Source organism: Streptomyces sp. NPDC048331 (genome assembly GCF_043201215.1).
Lineage (GTDB): Bacteria > Actinomycetota > Actinomycetes > Streptomycetales > Streptomycetaceae > Streptomyces.
Window position 1 is genome coordinate 60,627 of record NZ_JBICYT010000006.1, and the last position, 19,296, is coordinate 79,922.

Below are 19,296 nucleotides of genomic sequence, written 5' to 3' on the forward strand. Positions count from 1 at the left end.
CTGCCCTACTTGAAGGGGATCGGTTCGTAGCACGTGAACGGTACGGAGACCTCGTACGCGCCGTTCTTCAGCTGTACGAGCGCCCCGCAGCCGAAGCTGTCCTTCTGCCCCTTGGGTTCCGCCCGGTCGCCGACGAGCGTGCCGGTGTCGGAGAAGCCCTGCGCGGCGGCCTGGAAGGACTCGACGGTGAGGTCCTTGCCGGCCTTCTGCGCGATGGCGAGGAAGAGGTCGGCCGACATGTATCCGGTCAACATGTGCATGTTCAGCGGGATGTCCTGGCCGCCCGCGGCCGCCTTGATGTCGGCCTTGAACTGTGCCATTCGGGGATCCGTCGACTCGAACGGCTGGAACTGCAACAGCACGTGCACCCCGTCGAGGGCCTGCTTGGTGGCGTCCTTGGCGAGCAGCCCGGGGTCGTAGTCGGTCGGGTCGGAGAGCAGCCCCTGGTACCCGCTGCGCTTGAGCGCGGTGAACAGTCCGATGTTGTTCGGGGTCTGCATGACGGAGACGACGGCGTCCGGGGCCTTGCCGTCGTTCGCGGTGAGGATCTCCTTCACGTACGCGGACCAGTCGCTCGGGACGGCGGTGGCGGGCACGGAGGCCTTGGCGTAGGAGACCTTGAAGCCGGCGGCGGCGAAGCCCTGCTGGAAGGTGCGGATGCCGAAGGTGCCGGCGTCGCTGTCGTTGGCGATGATCGCGACCGACCTGCCCTGGGCCCCGCCGAGGATCCGGCCGATGCCCTCGGGCCAGGTCTGGTTGATGGTGCCGCCGGGGGCGGGGACGAGGCACCCGTTGAAGCCGTAGATGTGTCGCGGGCCGCAGAAGGCGGGCAGGGTGCCCCAGCCGAAGGTGGGGACCTTCTCCTGTTCCAGGAAGTCCGCGCCGGAGAAGGTCACCGAGCTCATGGGGGCGACGGCGAAGACCTTGTCCTGCTGGACGAGTTTGCGGGCGGCGGCCAGGTTCTTGGCGGGGTCCTGGCCGTCGTCCTCCGCGCCGAGGTAGTCGATCTTCCGTCCGTTGATCCCGCCCTCGGCGTTGGCCCGGAGGTAGCGGGCCTTGGCGCCGAGGTCGGTGTCCTTCTTGCTGTAGCCGCCGGCGCTGGTCATCGACACGATCCCGCCGACCTTGACGGAGTCGGCGCTCACCCCGCGGGAGTTGCCGGACGCCTGGCCGGGTGTGCCGGGGGAGCTGCCGGCGGTGGAGGCGGAGTTGCAGGCGGAGACGAGTGCGAGGGCCGCCGCCGCGGCGGCCAGGGTGCGGATCGGTCGCAACATGTCGGGGATCCCCTCCGGTCGGAATCCCCGCATTCTGTGCGCGACCTGACGGATCGTCAATATTGTCGACCAGGAGAAATGACGATCCGTCAGATTGCGGTGCCGGGCCGCTGTTTCAGGAGGAGTACAGGGCCGCGACCTCCTTCGCGTACACCTTCTCGATCGCCCGGCGCTTGAGCTTCAGCGACGGCGTCAGCAGCCCCCGTTCCTCCGTGAACTGCTCACCCAGCACCCGGAAGGTGCGGATCGCCTCCGCCTGCGAGACCAGGGTGTTCGCGGCCACCACCGCCCGGCGGACCTCCGCCGTCAGCTCCGGGTCCCCCACCAGCTCCCGCGCCGGCAACTGCGGCCGGCCGCGCATCGACAGCCAGTGCGCTATCCCGTCCATGTCGAGGGTGAGCAGCGCCGCGATGTACGGCCGGTCGTTGCCCACCAGCACGCACTGCGACACCAGCGGGTGCGATCTGACCCGTTCCTCCAACGCGGCGGGCGCGACGCTCTTGCCGTTGGAGGTCACCAGGATGTCCTTCTTGCGCCCGGTGATCGTCAGGTACCCGTCCGCGTCCAACCGGCCGAGATCCCCCGTGGCCAGCCAGCCACCGCGCAGCACCGCCTCCGTGGCGCGAGGGTCGTTCAGGTACCCGGAGAAGATGTGGCTGCCGTGCAGCCAGACCTCGCCGTCGTCCGCGATGTGCACCGCGCTGCCCGGGATCGGCCGCCCCACCGTGCCGTACTTGGTGGCCCCCGGCGGGTTCGCGGTGGCCGCGGCGCACGACTCGGTGAGCCCGTACCCCTCGAACACCGTGATCCCGGCCCCGTCGAGGAAGAGCCCCAGGCGCCGTGACATCGCCGACCCGCCCGACATGGCGTGCCGCACCCGGCCACCCATCGCCTCGCGGACCTTCCCGTAGACGAGCCGGTCGAAGAGCTGGTGCTCCATGCGCAGCGCGGCCGAAGGCCCCGGCCCGATGCCGAAGGCCTTGCGCTCGCGCGCCTCCGCGTACCGCACGGCCGTCTCCACCGCCCGGTCGAAGGGACCCGTACGCCCCTCCGCCTCCGCCTTGCGGCGTGCGCCCGCGAAGATCTTCTCGAAGACGTACGGGACGCCCAGCACGAAGGTCGGCCGGAAGGCGGCCAGATCGGGCAGCAACTCGGCCGCCGCCAGCACCGGTTGGTGGCCCAGCTTGACCCGCGCCCGAACGGCGGCCACCTCCACCATCCGCCCGAACACGTGGGCCAGCGGCAGGAAGAGCAGGGTGGACGGCTGCTCGCCCTGTCGGGCCTGGAAGACCGACTCCCACCGGCTGACCAGGGTGTCGGTCTCGTACATGAAGTTGGCGTGGGTGAGCACGCACCCCTTCGGCCGGCCCGTGGTCCCGGAGGTGTAGATGACGGTGGCGGTCGCATCGGGCGTCACGGCACCCCGGTGTCGGTGCACCACGCCCTCGGCCACCCCGCGGCCGTCGGCGACGAGCCCGTCCACCGCCCCGGCGTCGAGCTGCCACAACCGGCGCAGGTGGGGGAGCCGATCGATGACCGACCCCACCGTCATGGCCTGGTTCTCGTCCTCGACCACGCAGGCCGTGCAGTCGGAGTCGAAGAGGATCCAGTGCACCTGATCGGCGGAGGACGTCGGGTACACCGGGACGGGTTGGGCGCCGATCGCCCACAGGGCGAAGTCGAAGAGGGTCCACTCGTACCGGGTGCGGGACATGACCGCGACCCGGTCCCCGAAGCGCACCCCCTGGGCCAGAAGTCCCCGGGCGAGCGCCACCACCTCGGCGGCCAGCTCCCGGGACGTCACGTCCCGCCAGACCCCGTCGACCTTCCGGCCGAGCACCACCCGGTCCGGTTCCTCCTGGGCGTGCTGGAAGACGATGTCGGCCAGGCCGCCGACGGGCGCGCCCGTGACGACGGGTGGGACGGTGATCTCGCGCAATGCCCCGCTCCTCTCCGCGCGCCGCGGTGAACGTACCGCACGGTCAACAGGGGTTCACCGGCCTTCGCACACCTCCACAAGACCTCCCCAGTGATCACGGTGTTCACGCCGTTGACGTGCGACTGAGCCGGTCCGCGCCGAAGAGGACGGCCCCGGCCAGCGCCTCGGCGGCCGCCGACGGACGCGGCCCGCGGAGCAGCGCGAACTCCACCGGCCCGAGTTCCGGCAGCCCGCCCACGCGCACCAGCCCCGGCGGGATCAGCCCGCGGGCGTGCGCCATCACGCCGAGCCCCGCCCGGGCCGCCGCGATCAGGCCGCTCAGGCTGCCGCTCGTGCACACGATCCGCCAGGCCCGGCCCTCCCGTTCCAACACCTCCAGCGCCCGGGCCCGGGTGATGCCCGGCGGCGGGAAGACGATCAACGGCACGGGGCGCTCCGGGTCCACCCGCATCCCCTCCGCGCCGATCCACACCAGCCGGTCCCGCCGGACGAGCCGACCCCGCTCGTCTCCGGGTCCCCGCCGTTTCGCGAGCACCAGGTCCAGGCGCCCCGCGGCCAGCCGCTCGTGCAGCGTCCCGGAGAGCTCCACCGACAGCTCCAGATCCACCTCGGGATGCTCGTGCCGGAACCCTTCGAGGATCTCCGGGAGCCGGGTCAGCACGAAGTCCTCCGAGGCCCCGAACCGCAGCCGCCCCCGCAGCCGGGTCCCCGCGAAGAAGGCCGCCGCCCGCTCGTTCGCCTCCAGGATCGTCCGCGCGAAGCCGAGCAGCGCCTCCCCGTCCTCCGTCAACCCCACACTGTGCGTGTCCCGCACGAACAGCGGCCGCCCCGTCGCCTCCTCCAGCCGCCGCACGTGCTGGCTCACCGTGGACTGCCCCACGCCCAGCCGCCCCGCGGCCTGCGTGAAACTGAGCGTCTGGGCGACCGTGAGGAACGTACGCAACTGCACCGGGTCGTACATACCGGCCACGCTAGCGCCGATCATCATGGATCGTGATGACAGTGAGTGCGGTGTGCGGGTTTCCCGATGAACGACCACCGCCGACCATGAAGGGAGCACCCCGCCCCGACAGCAAGTGAGCACCCCCGCATGCGCCGCCCGCACCTCCCCGCCCGGCTGCCCCTGGACCCGTACATCCTGGCCCTGCTCGCCACCGTGGGCCTCGCCGCCCTGCTGCCGGCTCGCGGCCCGGCGGCCACCAGCGCCGAGCTCGCCTCCACCGGTGCGGTGGCCCTGCTCTTCTTCCTCTACGGCGCCCGGCTCTCCACCCGCGAGGCCCTCGACGGCCTGCGCCACTGGCGGCTCCACCTCACCGTGCTCGCCGCCACCTTCGTCCTCTTCCCGCTCCTCGGCCTCGCCGCCCGCGGCCTCGTCCCCGGCCTGCTCACCGCCCCCCTCTACGGAGGCCTGCTCTTCCTCTGCCTGGTCCCCTCGACCGTGCAGTCCTCCATCGCCTTCACCTCGATCGCCCGCGGCAACGTCCCCGCCGCGATCTGCGCCGGCTCCTTCTCCAGCCTGGCCGGCATCGTCCTCACCCCCCTCCTGGCCGCCGGCCTGCTCGGCGGCGACGCGGGCGGCTTCTCCCTCGACTCCCTCCTGAAGATCACCCTCCAGCTCCTGCTCCCCTTCCTCCTCGGACAGGCCCTGCGCCCCTGGGTCGGCGGCTTCCTCGTCCGCCACAAGCGGGTCCTCGGCCACGTCGACCGCGGCTCGATCCTGCTCGTCGTCTACGCCGCCTTCGGCGCGGGCGTGGTCGCGGGCATCTGGCACCAGGTCAGCCTCCAGAGGCTCGCCGCCCTGATGCTGGTGGAGGCCGTACTGCTCGCCGTCATGCTCCTCGCCACCTGGTACGGAGCGGCCCGCCTCGGCTTCGGCCGCGCGGACCGCATCGCCATCCAGTTCGCCGGGTCGAAGAAGAGCCTGGCCGCCGGACTCCCCATGGCGAGCGTGCTGTTCGGGGCCCACGCCGCCCTCGCCGTGCTCCCGCTGATGCTCTTCCACCAGATGCAGTTGATGGTCTGCGCGGTCATCGCCCGGCGTCGTGCCCAGGATCCGACGCCCGAACTCGCCGCCGACCGTGTGGCGGACGTCTCGCCCGTGCTCGAACGACCCGCGCCCCGCGCCCGTTAACGTTCGGTGGTGACCTGGATACGCCCGCTCGGCGCGCACGCCGAACGCCCCTGCACGCTGGTGGTCTGCCGTGGCTGCTGTTGCGGTGACCCCCGCAAGAACCCCGGCTCCGACCACGCCGGTCAGCTCGCCCGGCTGCGTGAGGCCGCCGCCGCGTCCGGGGGCCGCCTGGCGGTCCGTACGAGCGAGTGCCTCGGCCCCTGCGCGCAGGCCAACGTCATCGTGGTCCAGCCCACCACCGAGGCCCGCCGCCGCGGCGCCCGCGCGGCCTGGTTCGGCTGGGCCCTGGACGACACCGCGACCGACGAGATCATCGCCTGGGCCGAATCCGGCGGCCCGGGCACCACCCCGGTCCCGCCCACCCTGGACCTGCACCGCATCGACCCCCCGACCCCGAAGGAGCCTTCGCCCTCCGTCGCCTCCCGGCGCGCCCGCCGGGGGCGGTGACGTGCAGAACCTCGCCCGCGCGGTGATCGTGCTGTTCGGTCTGCTGGTCCTGGTCGTCGTGAAAGTGGCCCTGTCCGTCGAGCCCACCGAACCCTCCGAACCACTGACGGCGCAGGACGTCACGGACACCTGGCAGGGTGACCACGGAGCCCGACTGGAGGTGCTGGCCGACGGCCGGGCCCGCCTCACGGACGCTTCGGGCTGGGAGTGCACCGCGAGCGGGGCGCCCGGCCCACTCACCGCCGAGGGCACCTGGATCATCAGCCGGCACTCCGACGAGAACCCGGGAATCCTGATCAAGTTCACGATCGACGGACCGTCGGCGGTGCCGTACTGCGGGGACTACTTCACCCTCGCCGGCACCGGGAAGAGCGGCACCCTTGGAGACGGCAGCGACGTGCGGGCCGGGTTCCTCGGCCCCGGACGCCTCGAGACCTACCGCAGGGTCCCTACACCGTGATCCGCTCTTCGCCCGCGTAGACGTTCATGTCCGGCCCCCGCAGGAAGCCCACCAGCGTCATGCCCGACTCCAGCGCCAGGTCCACCGCCAGCGAGGACGGCGCCGAGACGGCCGCCAGCACCGGGATGCCCGCCATCACGGCCTTCTGCACCAGCTCGAAGGAGGCCCGGCCCGACACCAGCAGGACCGCGCCCGCCAGCGGGAGCCGCCCCGATCGGTACGCCCGGCCCACGATCTTGTCCACCGCGTTGTGCCGGCCCACGTCCTCCCGCAGGTCGAGCAGCTCGCCCCGCGCCGTGAACAGTCCGGCCGCGTGCAGGCCGCCCGTACGGTCGAAGACCTTCTGGGCCTCGCGCAGCCGGTCCGGCATCGCGCTCAGGACCTCCGCGGGGACCCGTACCGGATCGGCGGCGATCCCCGGGAAACGGGTCGCCGTACGGACCGCGTCGAGGCTGGCCTTGCCGCACAGGCCGCAGGACGAGGTGGTGTAGACGTTCCGCTCCAGCGTGATGTCGGGCACCGGGACCCCGGCGGCCAGCTGCACGTTCACCACGTTGTAGGTGTTCGACCCGTCCTGGGTCGCCCCCTCGCAGTAGGTCACGGCCTGTACGTCCGAGGCGGAGCCCAGCACCCCCTCGCTGACCAGGAAGCCCACCGCCAGGGCGAAGTCGTCGCCCGGCGTGCGCATCGTGATCGCCAGCGGTTTGCCGTTCAGTCGTATCTCCAGCGGCTCCTCGGCCACCAGCGTGTCCGGCCGGACACCCACCGCGCCGTTCCGGATCCGGACGACGCGTCGACGCTCGGTGACCCGTCCCATGGTGATCAGCACACCCCTTCTGTTCCCGCCGGTTTCCGACATGCTCATTGTCGCGGTTCCGCTTCCCACGACGCTCCCGGCAGGTGGATCCTCGGGAAGCTCCAAAATCCGGTGCCGGAATCCTGTCGGGTCACACGCACACGTACCCACCAGTAGCAGGCAAAGCTGGGTGATCCTGACTTCCGTACAAGGGGGGACCCCGCCCATGACCGGTTCACGCGTGGTGGCGCTAGGGCACTACCAGCCCGCGAAAGTGCTCACCAACGAGGACCTCTCGGCCATGGTCGACACCACCGACGAGTGGATCCGGTCCCGCGTCGGTATCCGCACGCGCCACATGGCGGGCCCGGACGAACCGGTGGACGAGCTGGCCTACCAGGCGGCGGGCAAGGCGCTGGCCGGCGCCGGCCTGACCCCGGACGACATCGACCTGGTGCTGGTCGCCACGTCGACGGCGATCGACCGTTCGCCCAACATGGCCGCGCGCGTCGCCGCCAAGCTGGGCATGGGCGGCGGCCCCGCCGTGATGGACATCAACGTCGTGTGCTCGGGCTTCACCCACGCCCTGGCCACCGCCGACCACGCCATCCGGGCCGGCTCCGCCACCCGAGCCCTGGTCATCGGTGCCGACAAGATGACCGAGATCACCGACTGGACCGACCGCACCACCTGCGTGCTCACCGGCGACGGTGCGGGCGCGGCCGTCGTCGAGGCCTGCGAGGAGCCCGGCATCGGCCCCGTCCTGTGGGGCTCGGTCCCGGAGATGGGCAACGCGGTCCGCATCGAGGGCTCGCCGCCGGTCTTCGCCCAGGAGGGCCAGTCCGTCTACCGCTGGACCACCAGCCAGCTCCCGCCGCTCGCCCGCAAGGTGTGCGAGAAGGCCGGAGTCACCCCGGAGGAACTGGCCGCAGTCGTCCTCCACCAGGCGAACCTGCGCATCATCGAGCCGCTCGCCGCGAAGATCGGCGCCGTCAACGCCGTCGTCGCCCGCGATGTCGTCGAGTCCGGCAACACCTCCGCGGCCAGCATCCCGATGGCCCTGTCGAAGCTGGTCCAGCGCGGCGAGATCCCCTCCGGCGCCCCGGTCCTCCTCTTCGGCTTCGGTGGCAACCTCTCCTACGCGGGCCAGGTCATCCACTGCCCGTAGGCGTCGCGGCGCAGCCCGGGGTCCAGCGGACCTCGGCGCCCAACGTCCCCAGCAGCACGACGACGAGCGCCACCAGCTGCCAGAGCCCGGAGGCGCCCGTGCCGACCGGGACCGTCGCCAGGACGAGCACCAGCGCCGCCGCGCGGAACCGGGCCGGGCCGATGCCGAGCACGGCCCGGAACGCCAGGTCACCGGCGAGGTAGACGGCGACTCCGCCCGCGAGGGCGAGCGCCGGGCCGGTGTGCAGGTGCTCGCCCAGGTGCCCGATGGTCTTCTTGACACCGGCCGCGAAGGCGGCGATCCCGAGCAGCATGGGCAGGAAGGCGTAGTAGTAGGCGAGCATCGCCAGCTTGAAACGGCTCTCGGGCGGTGTCTCGGCGAAGACCTCCTCGGCCCGGCCCTCGTCGCGCACGAAGTACATCCACCACAGCGCCGACGCGACGGCGAGCGCGAGGAAGGCGCCACCGGCGATCCCCACGGACAGCGGCAGTGAGCCGGTCCCGATGCCGATCGCGATGACGGACTCGCCGAAGACGATGATCAGCAGGAGCCCGTGCCGTTCCACGAGGTGCCCGGAGCTCATGCCACCGAGCTGGTCGCTGACGGTCGTCACCACGGTCTCGACCTCGACGGGCCCCGTCCCGCTCGCGGTCACCCGCTGAACCAGCTGAGGCACGGCGAACTGGATCAGCAGGGCGAGCATCCACAGCCCCCAGGCGGGCGGCCCGTCGAAGAACCCGGCGACCAGTACCGACAGCGCGCACAGCACGTTGGGGAGCGCGAACCAGAGCACTCCGAACCCGTGCGCCTGCGTGTACAGGGCGCTGTGCACGAGGACGACCAGCAGGTATCCGAGGCCGAAGGCGATACCGCCGGCCCCGAAGGCGGTCGGTACGGCCAGGGCGCAGACCAGGAACGCCCCCATGGCCAGCATCAGCAGCACCCGCCGGACGGTCCGGTCGGGCGGCACCTGGTTGGTCAGGTGCGCGTAGCCCCCGTACATCCAGAACAGGACGGTGAAGATCAGCACGACCTGACCCGCGCCCCGCGGACTCAGGTCGTCCGCCAGAAGCACCGTCAACTGCGTGATGGTGAAGACGAAAACGAGGTCGAAGAACAGCTCCAGCGTGCTGACGCGGTGCTCGGATTCCATGCGCGGCTCCCCCCGGACGTGTGCGCAGCCATCCGACCGTCCGGCCACCCCTGATGTCCAGCCGGTATCGACATCCGGCGGCGAGACGACTCGTCTCGCGAAGCTCGCCGGTGCATGCGTGCAGGTCAGCCCGGCGTGGCGGATGATCACCGCCCGGATAAGTGGTCGGAGCCCCGCCGATCCTTTGCTATTGTTGTCCATGTCGCCGCGGGAAACCGGGGCCGACCACCTGGTCCGGGTGGCGGAATGGCAGACGCGCTAGCTTGAGGTGCTAGTGCCCTTTATCGGGCGTGGGGGTTCAAGTCCCCCCTCGGACACAAGAAGCAAGAGCCCCACACATCGTGTGGGGCTCTTCTGCTTTTCCTGTCCTGGTTCCGGGGCCGGGGCCGGGGTCCGGAACCAGGGTCCGGAGCCCGGGGTCGGTCACGGGCCCAGGACCACCAGGCCCGTCGGGGTGGTCAGGCCGCCCGGGGGGAGCGAGGTGAAGGTGTGGGGCAACGACAGGCGGGGTCGGTCGGTGTCCGGGACGGGGTCGAAGAGGTAGGCCGCGGCCGCCGCGGTGTCGCTGACCAGGTGGGGGCCGCCCGGAGCGGCCGAGACGCCGGTGAGCGGGGTGCGGAAGAGCCGGCGGAGGTGGCGCAGGGTCTCCGGGGTGACCGGGGCCCGCATCGGCCGGGGCCGGTCGACCGGAACCGGCGAGGCCGCCGGAGTGGCCGGGACGTCCGGGGGGATCGCGCCCGTCAGGAGCAGCGCCAGGAGTACCGGGACTGCCTTGCGGCGCAGGGTCTCGGTGGCCGCGCCCAGCCGGTGGGCGTGGCTCGCCGGCAGCGAGAGCGCGAGGCTCCCGGCGGCGACCCCGGTGGCGATCGGGACCGCCGAGCAGACGACCCCGGGGGAGTACTCGCGCAGGTCGAACACGGGCGCGCCCGGAGCCACCGCGTCCAGGGCGCTGAACAGGACCCCGCTGTCGGTGATCGTCCGCGGGGTGAGCCGCGCGGGCCGGTGCCGGGCCACGTGGTCGGCGCGCCCGTCGTGGTCGAGCTGGGTCAGCAGGCACTTGCCGACCGCGCTGGCGTGCGCGGCGGCCCGGAAATCGACCCACTCCCGCACCGGCGGGGTCGCGGGCCCGTCCGCCATCTGCGTGATCCGGACCTCGCCCTCGGCGTACCGGCCGAGGTAGACCGCGGCGCCCGCGCTGTCCCGGGCCAGGGCCAAGGTCCGCTGGAGCTGCCCGGGCAGGCCGTGCCCGCCGGGCGCCGCGAGCCGGTCCAGGGCGGGGCCGCGCCCGTACACCCCGAGCGCCGGGCGCACCGCGTACTCCTCCTCGCACAGCATCGCGAGCAGCGGCCGCAGTTCCCCCTCGGCGAGGCCGGACTCCCGGGCGAGCTGGGCGGCCCGGACCCCCAACGGGTGCCGTTCCAGGACGCGTACGACGGCCAGCGCGCGGCGCGCCTCCGTCAGCGCCTGGCTCGTCTCCGCCCGGGCGGCGGTCCCGCGGTGCGCCGCCGTCAGCGCCGGGTGGCGCAGCGGTCCGGTGGCCGGGCGGAGCGGGACCACCGGCCGCGGCGCCGAGGCCGACACGGTGACGGGCTGCGGCAGGAACGCGGCCAGTACCCCGGACAGCCCGGGCCTCGGCAGCGGCACCGGGCCGAGGTCAGGATCCTCCCGCTGGTCGACGTGGCGCAGCACGGCCGCCTGCGTGCACAGCCGGACCTCGCGCAGATCCCGTCGGCCGCCCGGCCGGAAACCGCGCCGGCCCAGCTCGCGCGCCCAGTGCCGGGCGTCGTGGTGCTCGCCGCGCCGGGAGTGGTCGAGGAAGAGGCAGTATGCGGCCACGGAGGTCCGCGGGCTCCCGGACCCGGCGGCGAACTGCCACCAGAAACGGGCCCCTTCGCGCAGCCCGGCCAGGTGCAGCAGGCAGCCGAAGACGACGGCCCCCGCCAGGTCGGTGTGGTCGTCGGTCAGGAAGGAGTCGAGGCGCGCCCCGGCCTTGGGCGCGCACGCGGAGGCGAGGCAGACGGCCTTGAGGTCGCGCCGGGCGCGTTCCGCGTCGAGGGGGCAGTCCCGGGCGGGGTCGCTCCAGCCGTGCACCGACCGGCGTCGGGCGCGGTGTCCGGAGGGCGGGTGCGGTGTGGCGCGCAGCAGTCGGGCCTCGGCGGCGCCGAGGTCGTAGTGCCGGTAGCGGTCGCGGACACCCGCCCGGGCGAGGAGGTCGGCCAGGGTGCGGGGGATCGGTTCGCCGTCCGGCCGCTCCTGCCGTTCGTGGCGCCTCATGACTCGGCTGATTCGGGTGACGCGGCGGAGTCGGGGGACGCGGCGGAGTCGGGGGACGCGGCGGACGTGGCGAGCAGGCGGGCGAGCCGCCGATGGGCCTGCCCGAGGTGGGAGCGGATCGTGGCCTCGTCGACGCCCATCACGGCCGCGGCCTCACCGGGGGTGCACTGGAGCCCGTACCGCAGGAGTACGGCGTCGCGTTGCCGTTCGGCGAGCCGGGAGACGGCGGAGTAGAAGCGGATGGTGTCGGTCAGCACCTCGTACCGGTCGGCGTGGGCCTCCTCCAGGGCGGCCTCGAAGGCGCTGATGTCCATCGGCTCGGGGCGCTGCTGCCACGGATGGCGCCGGCGCTGCCGGTGGATCAGGCAGTGCTTGAGGACGGTCCAGGCGTAGGCGTCGAGACGGTCCATGTGGAGCATCCGCAGCCACTCACCCATGATCGAGTCGAAGGTGGCGTCCACGGCCTCCTCCGCCGCGGCGTCGGAGCCCAGCTGCAGATACGCGAAGCGCATGTACGCGGGCCGCCGATTGGCGTGGAAGGCCCAGTACGAAAGGCGCGCCGTCGGATCCCACTGACTCATGGGAGTCGGCCGCCGACGCCGGCTCGGTAGTCCCACGGCCCCACCGGACTCCTCCGGTCCGCCATCGTTCACCGCTCCACCTCATCCCCTGTGCGCTGAACAGAAAAGCAGCGCGGGCGCACTCGGGGGGCGCAGAGAAGAAACCTGGAAGCAATGCGTCGTGGATGATCGACCCGTGATCGATCCCGATCACGCACGGCTCCAGCCAGCACGTATGCATATGCCCGCTGCCGGTGCCATCGTCGGGCCATCCCTCGCCCGGCGCCGCTGCCGGCCCCTGGACACCGGTCGGGTGCGCCGCGGTCCCGCTGTAGCATGGGCCTGATCGCGAGGGCCGTGACGGAGAGGTCACTGCCCTCGCTTTTGCGTTAAGTCCACCCATGAACAACTGCGGCGCGTGGCCTCACGGCGGTTCGATACGATGAACCGCATTCACCATCCGTTACGTCACGTCGTACCGCACAAAGGAAATGGAGCATCCGAGGATGGCTCGACACCTGATCACCAGCGCGCTTCCGTACATCAACGGGATCAAGCACCTGGGCAACATGGTCGGGTCGATGCTTCCGGCGGATGTGTACTCCCGGTACCTCCGCCTGCGCGGCCACGACGTCCTCTACATCTGCGCCACCGACGAGCACGGCACCCCCGCCGAACTCGCCGCCAAGGAGGCCGGCGTCTCGGTCGCCGAGTTCTGCGCGCAGGCCCACGACGCCCAGAAGGCGGTCTACGACGGCTTCGAGCTGTCCTTCGACTACTTCGGCCGCAGTTCCTCCGCGCAGAACCGCGAGATCACCCAGCACTTCGCGCGCAAGCTCCAGGAGAACGGGTTCATCGAGGAGCGTGCGATCCGGCAGGTGTACTCGCCGGTCGACGGCCGCTTCCTCCCGGACCGCTACGTCGAGGGCACCTGTCCGCACTGCGGCTACGACAAGGCCCGCGGCGACCAGTGCGAGAACTGCACCCGAGTCCTGGACCCCACGGACCTGATCGAGCCCCGCTCGGCCATCTCCGGCTCCACCGAGCTGGAGGTCCGCGAGACCAAGCACCTCTTCCTCCTGCAGTCCGCGCTCCAGCACGAGGTCGAGGCCTGGGTCGCCGAGCACGAGGAGGAGTGGCCGCAGCTCGCCTCCTCCATCGCCCGCAAGTGGCTGACCGAGGGCCTGCACGACCGTGCCATCACCCGTGACCTCGACTGGGGCGTTCCGGTCCCGGCCGACACCTGGCCCGAACTCGCGGCCGAGGGCAAGGTCTTCTACGTCTGGTTCGACGCCCCGATCGAGTACATCGGCGCGACCAAGGAGTGGTCCGACCTGGACCCGGCGAACCGCGACTACACGTCGTGGTGGTACGAGGCCGAGGACGTCCGCTACACCCAGTTCATGGCCAAGGACAACGTCCCGTTCCACACGGTGATGTTCCCCGCCACCGAGCTGGCCACCCGCGAGCCGTGGAAGAAGGTCGACTACGTCAAGGCCTTCAACTGGCTGACGTACTACGGCGGCAAGTTCTCCACCTCGCAGAAGCGCGGCGTCTTCACCGACCAGGCGCTGGAGATCCTCCCGGCCGACTTCTGGCGCTACTTCCTCATCGCCAACGCGCCGGAGTCCGACGACTCGTCCTTCACGTGGGAGCACTTCCAGGCCACGGTCAACAAGGACCTCGGCGGCACCCTCGGCAACTTCGTCAACCGCGTCCTGACCTTCTCCCGCAAGAAGTTCGGCGACGAGGTCCCCGCCGGCAGCCCGGCCGGCGAGGTCGAGGCCAAGCTGGGCGAGCAGATCGCCGAGCTGCTGGCCGAGTACGAGGGCCACATGGACGCCCTCCAGTACCGCAAGGCCGCGGCCGCGCTCCGCGCCCTGTGGTCGGCCGGAAACGCCTACCTGGACGAGAAGGCCCCCTGGACGGAGGTCAAGACCGACCTGGACGGCGCCGCGCTCACCCTGCGTACGGCGATGAACCTCATCCACCTCTACTCGGTGGTCTCCGAGCCGTTCATCCCGGCCTCGGCGCGCGTCATGCGCTCCTCGTTCGCGCTCGCCGACGACACGGCCACCTGGATCACCCCGGAGCGGGCCCGGTCCCTGGACGCGGTGCCGGCCGGTACCCCGTTCACCGTGCCGCCGGTGCTGTTCGCGCGGGTCACCGAGGAGGACCTGGAGTCCTACCGCGAGCGGTTCGGCGGCAACCCGGAGGCCTGAGGCCCCCCGGCGACAACCACGTGAGGGGCACGACCCGTCGGGGTCGTGCCCCTTTCGCGTGCCCGCGGGGAGGGGGGAGGTAGGGAAAACCCCACCGCGGACCGTCCACCTGGCTGTGCAGACCGGGCGCGGCGGCGCGGCTGGAATGGGCCCATGACCCTTTCCCCTACCGCCCGGTGGACCACCGGCTGGCTGCTGGCCGCCGCGTGGGCGCTGTCCTTCCCCCTGTTCTCCTCGTTGGCGCCGCACCGGCTGTGGGGCTGGTGCGCCGCCGTCGGTTACCTCGCGGCCGCCGTGGCCACCGCGGTCGGCCGCCGCCGCGCGGCGCTCGCCGCCGCCCTGCTGGGCGCCGTCGCCCTGCCCCTGCTGTGGCTGGTCCTGACCGGCCGGGGCCAGTCGGAGGTGACGGTCATCGAACGGTCCGGGCGGCTCCTGCTGGAGTCCGGCCGGCTCTACGTCGACCGGCCCGCGCACGTCGAGGAGTACACGCCCTACCTGCCCGGCATGGCGCTGCTCGGTGTACCGCGCGCGCTGCTCGGGGGCGACGGCAGCGGGGACGGCTGGGCGGTGCGGCTGCTGGGTGACGCCCGCATCTGGTGCGCGGCCGCACTGTACGGCTGCCTGTGGGCCGCCCGGCGGCTGCTGAGCGGCGGGCCGGGCTGCGGGCAGGGTAGCGGGCCGGGCGGCGAGTCGGGTGGTGGGTCGGCCCGCGGGCTGTTGCCCTTCCTGGTGGCCTCGCCGGTGGTGGCCCTGCCGTTGGCGGTGAGCGGGGTGGACCTGCCGCTGGCCGGGCTCTGCTGCCTGGCGCTGGCGGCCGCCGCCACCGGGCGGCCCGTCCTGGCCGGAGCGGCCCTCGCCGGGGCGTGCGCGTTGAAGTGGACGGCGCTGCCCGCGGTGGCCGTGGCCGTCGCCCTGCTCGCGGTCCGCCGCGGTGGGCGGCCGGCGCTGCGGGGCGCTCTGGTGGCGGCCGGCGGCACGGCCCTGCTGGTGCTGCCGGCCGTGCTGCTCCAGCCGGCGGAGCTGTGGCGGCAGGTGTTCGCCTTCCCCACCGGGCGCGCGGAGGTGGCGACCCCGGCGAGCAGTCCACTGCCCGGGCACCTGCTCGCCGAACTGGGCTCCTGGGGTTGGTACCTGGCGGTCGGTCTGCTGCTGGCGGGAGGCGTCGCGGTGGCCGTCTCCCTGGTCGTGCGGCCGCCGCGTACCGTGGTGGCCGCCGCCGACCGTCTCGCCCTCGGCCTGACGCTGGCCTTCCTCCTGGCCCCGGCGGGCCGCTTCGGCTACCTCGCGCTGCCGGTCCTGCTGTCGGTCTGGGCCCGCTCGGTGACCGGGCCCGGTGTCTCGCGCGTGGTGACGGGCTCGTTCCGGCTCCGATCGTCGGACGGGCGGCGGCCGGAGCGGAGCGAGAGGTCGGGAGGACATTTCGCCTGACGGCCCCCGCGTGTTGGATAGTTGCACTATCCTTCCGGTCGTGGATCAGCTGACCGCCGAAGACCCGAACCGTATCGGACCGTACCGCCTGATCGCCCGGCTGGGCGCCGGTGGGATGGGCCTGGTCTACCTGGGCCGCTCCGAGGGCGGCCGTACCGTCGCCGTGAAGGTGGTCCAGGCGGAGTTCGCCGGGAACCCCGAATTCCGCCGGAGGTTCGCCCGCGAGGTGGCCGCCGCGCGGCGGGTGGGCGGCAGTTGGACGGCGGCGGTGCTCGACGCCGACACCGAGGCCGCCGTGCCCTGGGTGGCGACGCAGTACATCCCGGGGCCCGACCTGCAGACCGTGGTCGCCCGGCAGTTCGGGCCGCTGCCCGAGGACTCGGTGCGCACCCTCGCCGACCGGCTCGCCCTCGCCCTGCGGGCCGTCCACGAGGCGGGCCTGATCCACCGCGACCTCAAGCCGTCCAACGTCCTCGTCACCGTCGACGGCCCCCGCGTCATCGACTTCGGCATCGCACGGGCGATGGACAGCCTGACCGGGGACAGCCTCCACACCCGCACCGGCATGCTGATCGGCTCGCCGGGGTTCATGTCCCCGGAGCAGGTCCGCGGCCTCGAACTGACCCCCGCCAGCGACGTCTTCTGCCTCGGCGCGGTCCTGGTGTACGCCGCCACCGGACGCATGCTCTTCGGCGCCACGGACACCGGGCTCAACGCCCACCTCTTCCGGATCGCCGAGGAGGAGGCGGACCTGACCGGGGTCCCGGACCCCCTGGTCGAGCTCGTCGGCGCGTGCCTGCACAAGGACCCGGCCCGACGGCCCACCCCCGAGGAGGTGTCGCGGCGTACGGCCGCGGACACCACCGGGGAATGGCTGCCGGGCGCGGTACTGGCCGAGCTCGGCCGGCACGCGGCGCGGCTGCTGGACTACGCCCCGGCGTCCCCCGTGGGAGCCGGTGGCGGGGCCGCGGCCGGTGGCGAGGCCCCGGCCGAGGACACGACCGCCGCGCCGCCGGACCCCCGCCTCGTGCCCGCGCAGTCCCGGCAGGACGCCTCCCCGTACGGGACCCCGCCCCCGCCGCCCGCGTACGCCCCCACGCCCCCCGGACGCTTCGGCCCCGCGGGCGGCTTCGGCCCGCCCCCGGGCCCCGTTCCCGGTGACCCGTCCGCCGCCCTCGCGCCCCCGCACCCCAGGCGCTGGTGGGGCCTCGCGGTCCTCGCCCTGACACAGCTGCTGGTGTTGATCGAAGCGGCGCAGTTCACCCTGCTGGGTCCGCAGATCCATGCCGAACTCGGCCTCAGCGCCGCCGGTTCGAACCCGGTCTTCAGCGTCTACCCGGTCGCCCTCGGCGGACTCCTGCTCCTCGGCGGGCACCTCACCGACCTGCTCGGGGCCCGGCGGATGCTGGTGGCCGGCCTGATCGGTTTCGCGGCGGCCGCCGTGTTCAGCGGCGCGGCCTCCGGCTCCGGACCGCTGATCGCCTCCCGCGCCCTGCAAGGGGCCTTCGCGGCCCTGCTGGTCCCGGCCGCGCTGTCCCTGGTGGCCACCGGATTCACCGACCCTCGGGAACGCGGCCGGGCCTTCGGCGTCTACGCGGCGGTCGCCGCGGGCGGCAGCGCGCTGGGCCTGTGCACGGGCGGGTGGCTCGCCGAGACCCTGGCGTGGCGCTGGGCCCTGTGGTCCGTCGTTCCGCTCGCCGTGCTCGCCCTGATCGGCGCGCTCACCCTGCTGCCCGACCGTCCCGGCCGCACCGGCGCCCGCTTCGACGGACTCGGCGTCCTCCTCGGCACCACGGGATCCGCCGCCCTGACCTGCGCTCTCGCCCAGGCCGAGGCCTGGGGCGTCGTCCAGACCCTGATTCTCGTCGTCGTCGGCGTCGCCCTGCTCGCCGCGTTCCTGTGGTGGCAGAGGCGAACGTCCGGCCCACTGCTCCCGGCGTACGTCCTCGCCGACCGGAGCCGCCTCGCCTCCCTCGTGGCCCTGCTCTGCGCCGGCGTCGCCGTGGTCGCGCTCCTCCCGGCCCTGGGCGTCTTCGCCCAGCAGATCCGCGGCGAAGGCCCGGCCGCGTCCGGGACGGCCCACCTGCCCCTGGTCGCCGCGGCCCTCGTGGTCGCCACCCAGGTCTCCGCCCGCCTGCTGCCCCGCGTCGCGCCCCGCGTCCTCGTCCTGCCGGGCCTGGTGGTCACGGCCCTCGGATCGGCCCTGCTGGCCGGCGTGGGCGGCGCCACCCCGTACGCGACCGGGGTGCTGCCCGGCATGCTGCTCACCGGCGCCGGCCTGGGCCTGGCCCTCGCCCCGCTCTACGCCACCGCCACCGCCGGGGTGGCCCCGCAACACGCCGGCGCGGCCTCGGCGGCCCTCGGCGCGGCCCACCACCTGGGGCAGTCGATCGGCGGGGCGGTGCTCGGCACCGTCCTGGTGAGCCGCATGCACCAGATCTCGGACGACACCGACGTGTTCGCCCGGCTGCTGGACTCCTACACCACCACCCTCTGGTGCGCGGTCGGCGTCCTCCTCCTCGCGGCCGTCCCGGCCGCCCTGCGGATCAGGGCCCGGCACCCGCAGCGGGACACGAGTGACCGCCCGGCGCTCTGACCGCATACCGTCGCCGGGCCGGTCATCGTCGGAGCGGAGCGGCGAGGGGCACAAGTACGCGCTGACCTCGGACGAGGACGACAGCGACTTCTGGGGCTCCGCTCACGATGCCGTGGGGCTCTTCACGCCGGTGCCCGACGAGGAGGGCGCACGCCGGGTGCGCCTCGAAGGGTGCCTCCCGCAGGGTGGTCTGGCGAAGAGCGTGGACCGTGTCGGTAGTCGTCGCGCCATGGCAGGGAACGCCTGGTTCGACGTTCTCGACGGCGACGGTGCCGTCATGGGCTCCTACTTCGTCGGCGAGGTCACCGTCGTCGACGTCGAGCCCTCCGCCCGTGGATTCGGCCTCGTCGACCTCACGGTGACGCTGTGGTGCGAGGACGCCTTGCCCGGAGCGGAACGAGCATGGGATCTGGTCCGCACCGGTCACCTGAACCGCACCGGAATGTGGCACGCACTCGCTCCCGAGGACAGGCGCGCGTGGCTTTCGGTGGCCCTGTGGTCCCACGTGTACCGACGCCGAGGAAGACCTGATGCACCGGCAGGCCATGCGTTCACCCTGGACGGCCGGCACATCGTCGACAGGGACAGCTTCTTCTGCGCGATCGGTGAGGCGATCAACGGACCGGGTGGCTACTTCGGTTGGAACCTGGACGCTCTGGACGACTGCCTGGGGGGCCGCTGGGGCGCCACCGCTCCGTTCACCTTGTACTGGGATTCCTCGGCCGCGGCCCGGAATCGACTGGTGGAGCGCGTGCCCACCGGCGATCACGAGGTCGCGCTGTTCGACCTGATCCTGGAGATCTTCGAGGGCAGGGGCGTGAGCGTCATCCTGCGATGACAGCTCGTCG

Annotated in this window: 14 protein-coding genes, 1 tRNA gene and 1 pseudogene; 9 read left to right on the forward strand and 7 right to left on the reverse strand. The window is 72.8% G+C overall.

Going from position 1 to position 19,296, the window contains the following annotated elements:
• Positions 1-5 precede the first annotated feature (5 nt).
• The 3 genes from ACGFYY_RS12070 to ACGFYY_RS12080 form a co-directional block, all read right to left on the reverse strand.
• Entirely contained in the window at positions 6-1,274 is a 1,269-nt protein-coding gene (locus ACGFYY_RS12070) for an ABC transporter substrate-binding protein (RefSeq protein WP_393708643.1), read from the reverse strand.
• Between the two features lie 115 nt (positions 1,275-1,389).
• Positions 1,390-3,213 carry an AMP-dependent synthetase/ligase gene (locus ACGFYY_RS12075; RefSeq protein ID WP_393708645.1) on the reverse strand — a complete coding sequence of 608 codons (1,824 nt, stop codon included), beginning with the start codon at positions 3,211-3,213 and terminating at the stop codon, positions 1,390-1,392.
• A gap of 103 nt (positions 3,214-3,316) precedes the next feature.
• Positions 3,317-4,174 (reverse strand): LysR substrate-binding domain-containing protein, encoded by an 858-nt coding sequence (locus ACGFYY_RS12080; protein WP_365277559.1) that lies wholly within the window; start codon positions 4,172-4,174, stop codon positions 3,317-3,319.
• Between the two features lie 129 nt (positions 4,175-4,303).
• Here ACGFYY_RS12080 and ACGFYY_RS12085 point away from each other — a divergent pair, with 129 nt between their 5' ends.
• Genes ACGFYY_RS12085 through ACGFYY_RS12095 form a run of 3 tightly spaced genes read left to right on the forward strand, consistent with a single transcriptional unit; the run spans position 4,304 to position 6,251 of the window.
• Positions 4,304-5,344: a bile acid:sodium symporter family protein gene (locus ACGFYY_RS12085; protein ID WP_393708648.1), complete on the forward strand. Its 1,041-nt coding sequence runs from the start codon at positions 4,304-4,306 to the stop codon at positions 5,342-5,344.
• A gap of 9 nt (positions 5,345-5,353) precedes the next feature.
• Positions 5,354-5,791 carry a (2Fe-2S) ferredoxin domain-containing protein gene (locus tag ACGFYY_RS12090; protein WP_365277564.1) on the forward strand — a complete coding sequence of 146 codons (438 nt, stop codon included), beginning with the start codon at positions 5,354-5,356 and terminating at the stop codon, positions 5,789-5,791.
• A gap of 1 nt (position 5,792) precedes the next feature.
• Positions 5,793-6,251, forward strand: coding sequence for a hypothetical protein (locus ACGFYY_RS12095; RefSeq protein ID WP_393708650.1), 459 nt, complete (start codon positions 5,793-5,795; stop codon positions 6,249-6,251).
• On the opposite strand, the gene fdhD is transcribed toward ACGFYY_RS12095, so the two are convergent.
• On the reverse strand, positions 6,241-7,068 hold the full coding sequence (fdhD, locus tag ACGFYY_RS12100; RefSeq protein ID WP_393708933.1) for a formate dehydrogenase accessory sulfurtransferase FdhD: 828 nt from the start codon (positions 7,066-7,068) through the stop codon (positions 6,241-6,243). The two genes, ACGFYY_RS12095 and fdhD, sit on opposite strands and share 11 nt — an antisense overlap.
• Positions 7,069-7,273: 205 nt before the next feature.
• Between fdhD and ACGFYY_RS12105 the strand changes: the two genes are divergently transcribed.
• Complete coding sequence (locus tag ACGFYY_RS12105; protein WP_033220062.1) at positions 7,274-8,215, forward strand: beta-ketoacyl-ACP synthase III; 942 nt, start codon at positions 7,274-7,276, stop codon at positions 8,213-8,215.
• Here ACGFYY_RS12105 and ACGFYY_RS12110 read toward each other — a convergent pair.
• Positions 8,199-9,368 (reverse strand): low temperature requirement protein A, encoded by a 1,170-nt coding sequence (locus ACGFYY_RS12110; protein ID WP_393708653.1) that lies wholly within the window; start codon positions 9,366-9,368, stop codon positions 8,199-8,201. The genes ACGFYY_RS12105 and ACGFYY_RS12110 overlap by 17 nt on opposite strands.
• Before the next feature lie 232 nt (positions 9,369-9,600).
• Between ACGFYY_RS12110 and ACGFYY_RS12115 the strand changes: the two genes are divergently transcribed.
• Positions 9,601-9,685, forward strand: a tRNA-Leu gene (locus ACGFYY_RS12115).
• Positions 9,686-10,109: 424 nt separating this feature from the next.
• Here ACGFYY_RS12115 and ACGFYY_RS12120 read toward each other — a convergent pair.
• Both ACGFYY_RS12120 and ACGFYY_RS12125 read right to left on the reverse strand, forming a co-directional pair.
• A pseudogene (locus ACGFYY_RS12120) lies at positions 10,110-10,829 on the reverse strand (IclR family transcriptional regulator C-terminal domain-containing protein); the annotation flags it as partial.
• Positions 10,830-11,638: 809 nt separating this feature from the next.
• Entirely contained in the window at positions 11,639-12,223 is a 585-nt protein-coding gene (locus tag ACGFYY_RS12125) for a sigma-70 family RNA polymerase sigma factor (RefSeq protein WP_393708655.1), read from the reverse strand.
• 485 nt (positions 12,224-12,708) lie between these two features.
• Here ACGFYY_RS12125 and metG point away from each other — a divergent pair, with 485 nt between their 5' ends.
• From metG to ACGFYY_RS12145, 4 genes are all read left to right on the forward strand, one after another.
• Entirely contained in the window at positions 12,709-14,424 is a 1,716-nt protein-coding gene (gene metG, locus ACGFYY_RS12130; protein ID WP_365277575.1) for a methionine--tRNA ligase, read from the forward strand.
• Between the two features lie 153 nt (positions 14,425-14,577).
• Entirely contained in the window at positions 14,578-15,852 is a 1,275-nt protein-coding gene (locus tag ACGFYY_RS12135) for a glycosyltransferase 87 family protein (RefSeq protein ID WP_393708658.1), read from the forward strand.
• Positions 15,853-15,892: 40 nt separating this feature from the next.
• Positions 15,893-18,448 carry an MDR family MFS transporter gene (locus tag ACGFYY_RS12140; RefSeq protein ID WP_393708660.1) on the forward strand — a complete coding sequence of 852 codons (2,556 nt, stop codon included), beginning with the start codon at positions 15,893-15,895 and terminating at the stop codon, positions 18,446-18,448.
• 229 nt (positions 18,449-18,677) lie between these two features.
• Positions 18,678-19,286, forward strand: a complete 609-nt coding sequence (locus ACGFYY_RS12145; RefSeq protein WP_393708662.1) for a barstar family protein — start codon at positions 18,678-18,680, stop codon at positions 19,284-19,286.
• The last annotated feature ends 10 nt before the right edge of the window (positions 19,287-19,296 follow it).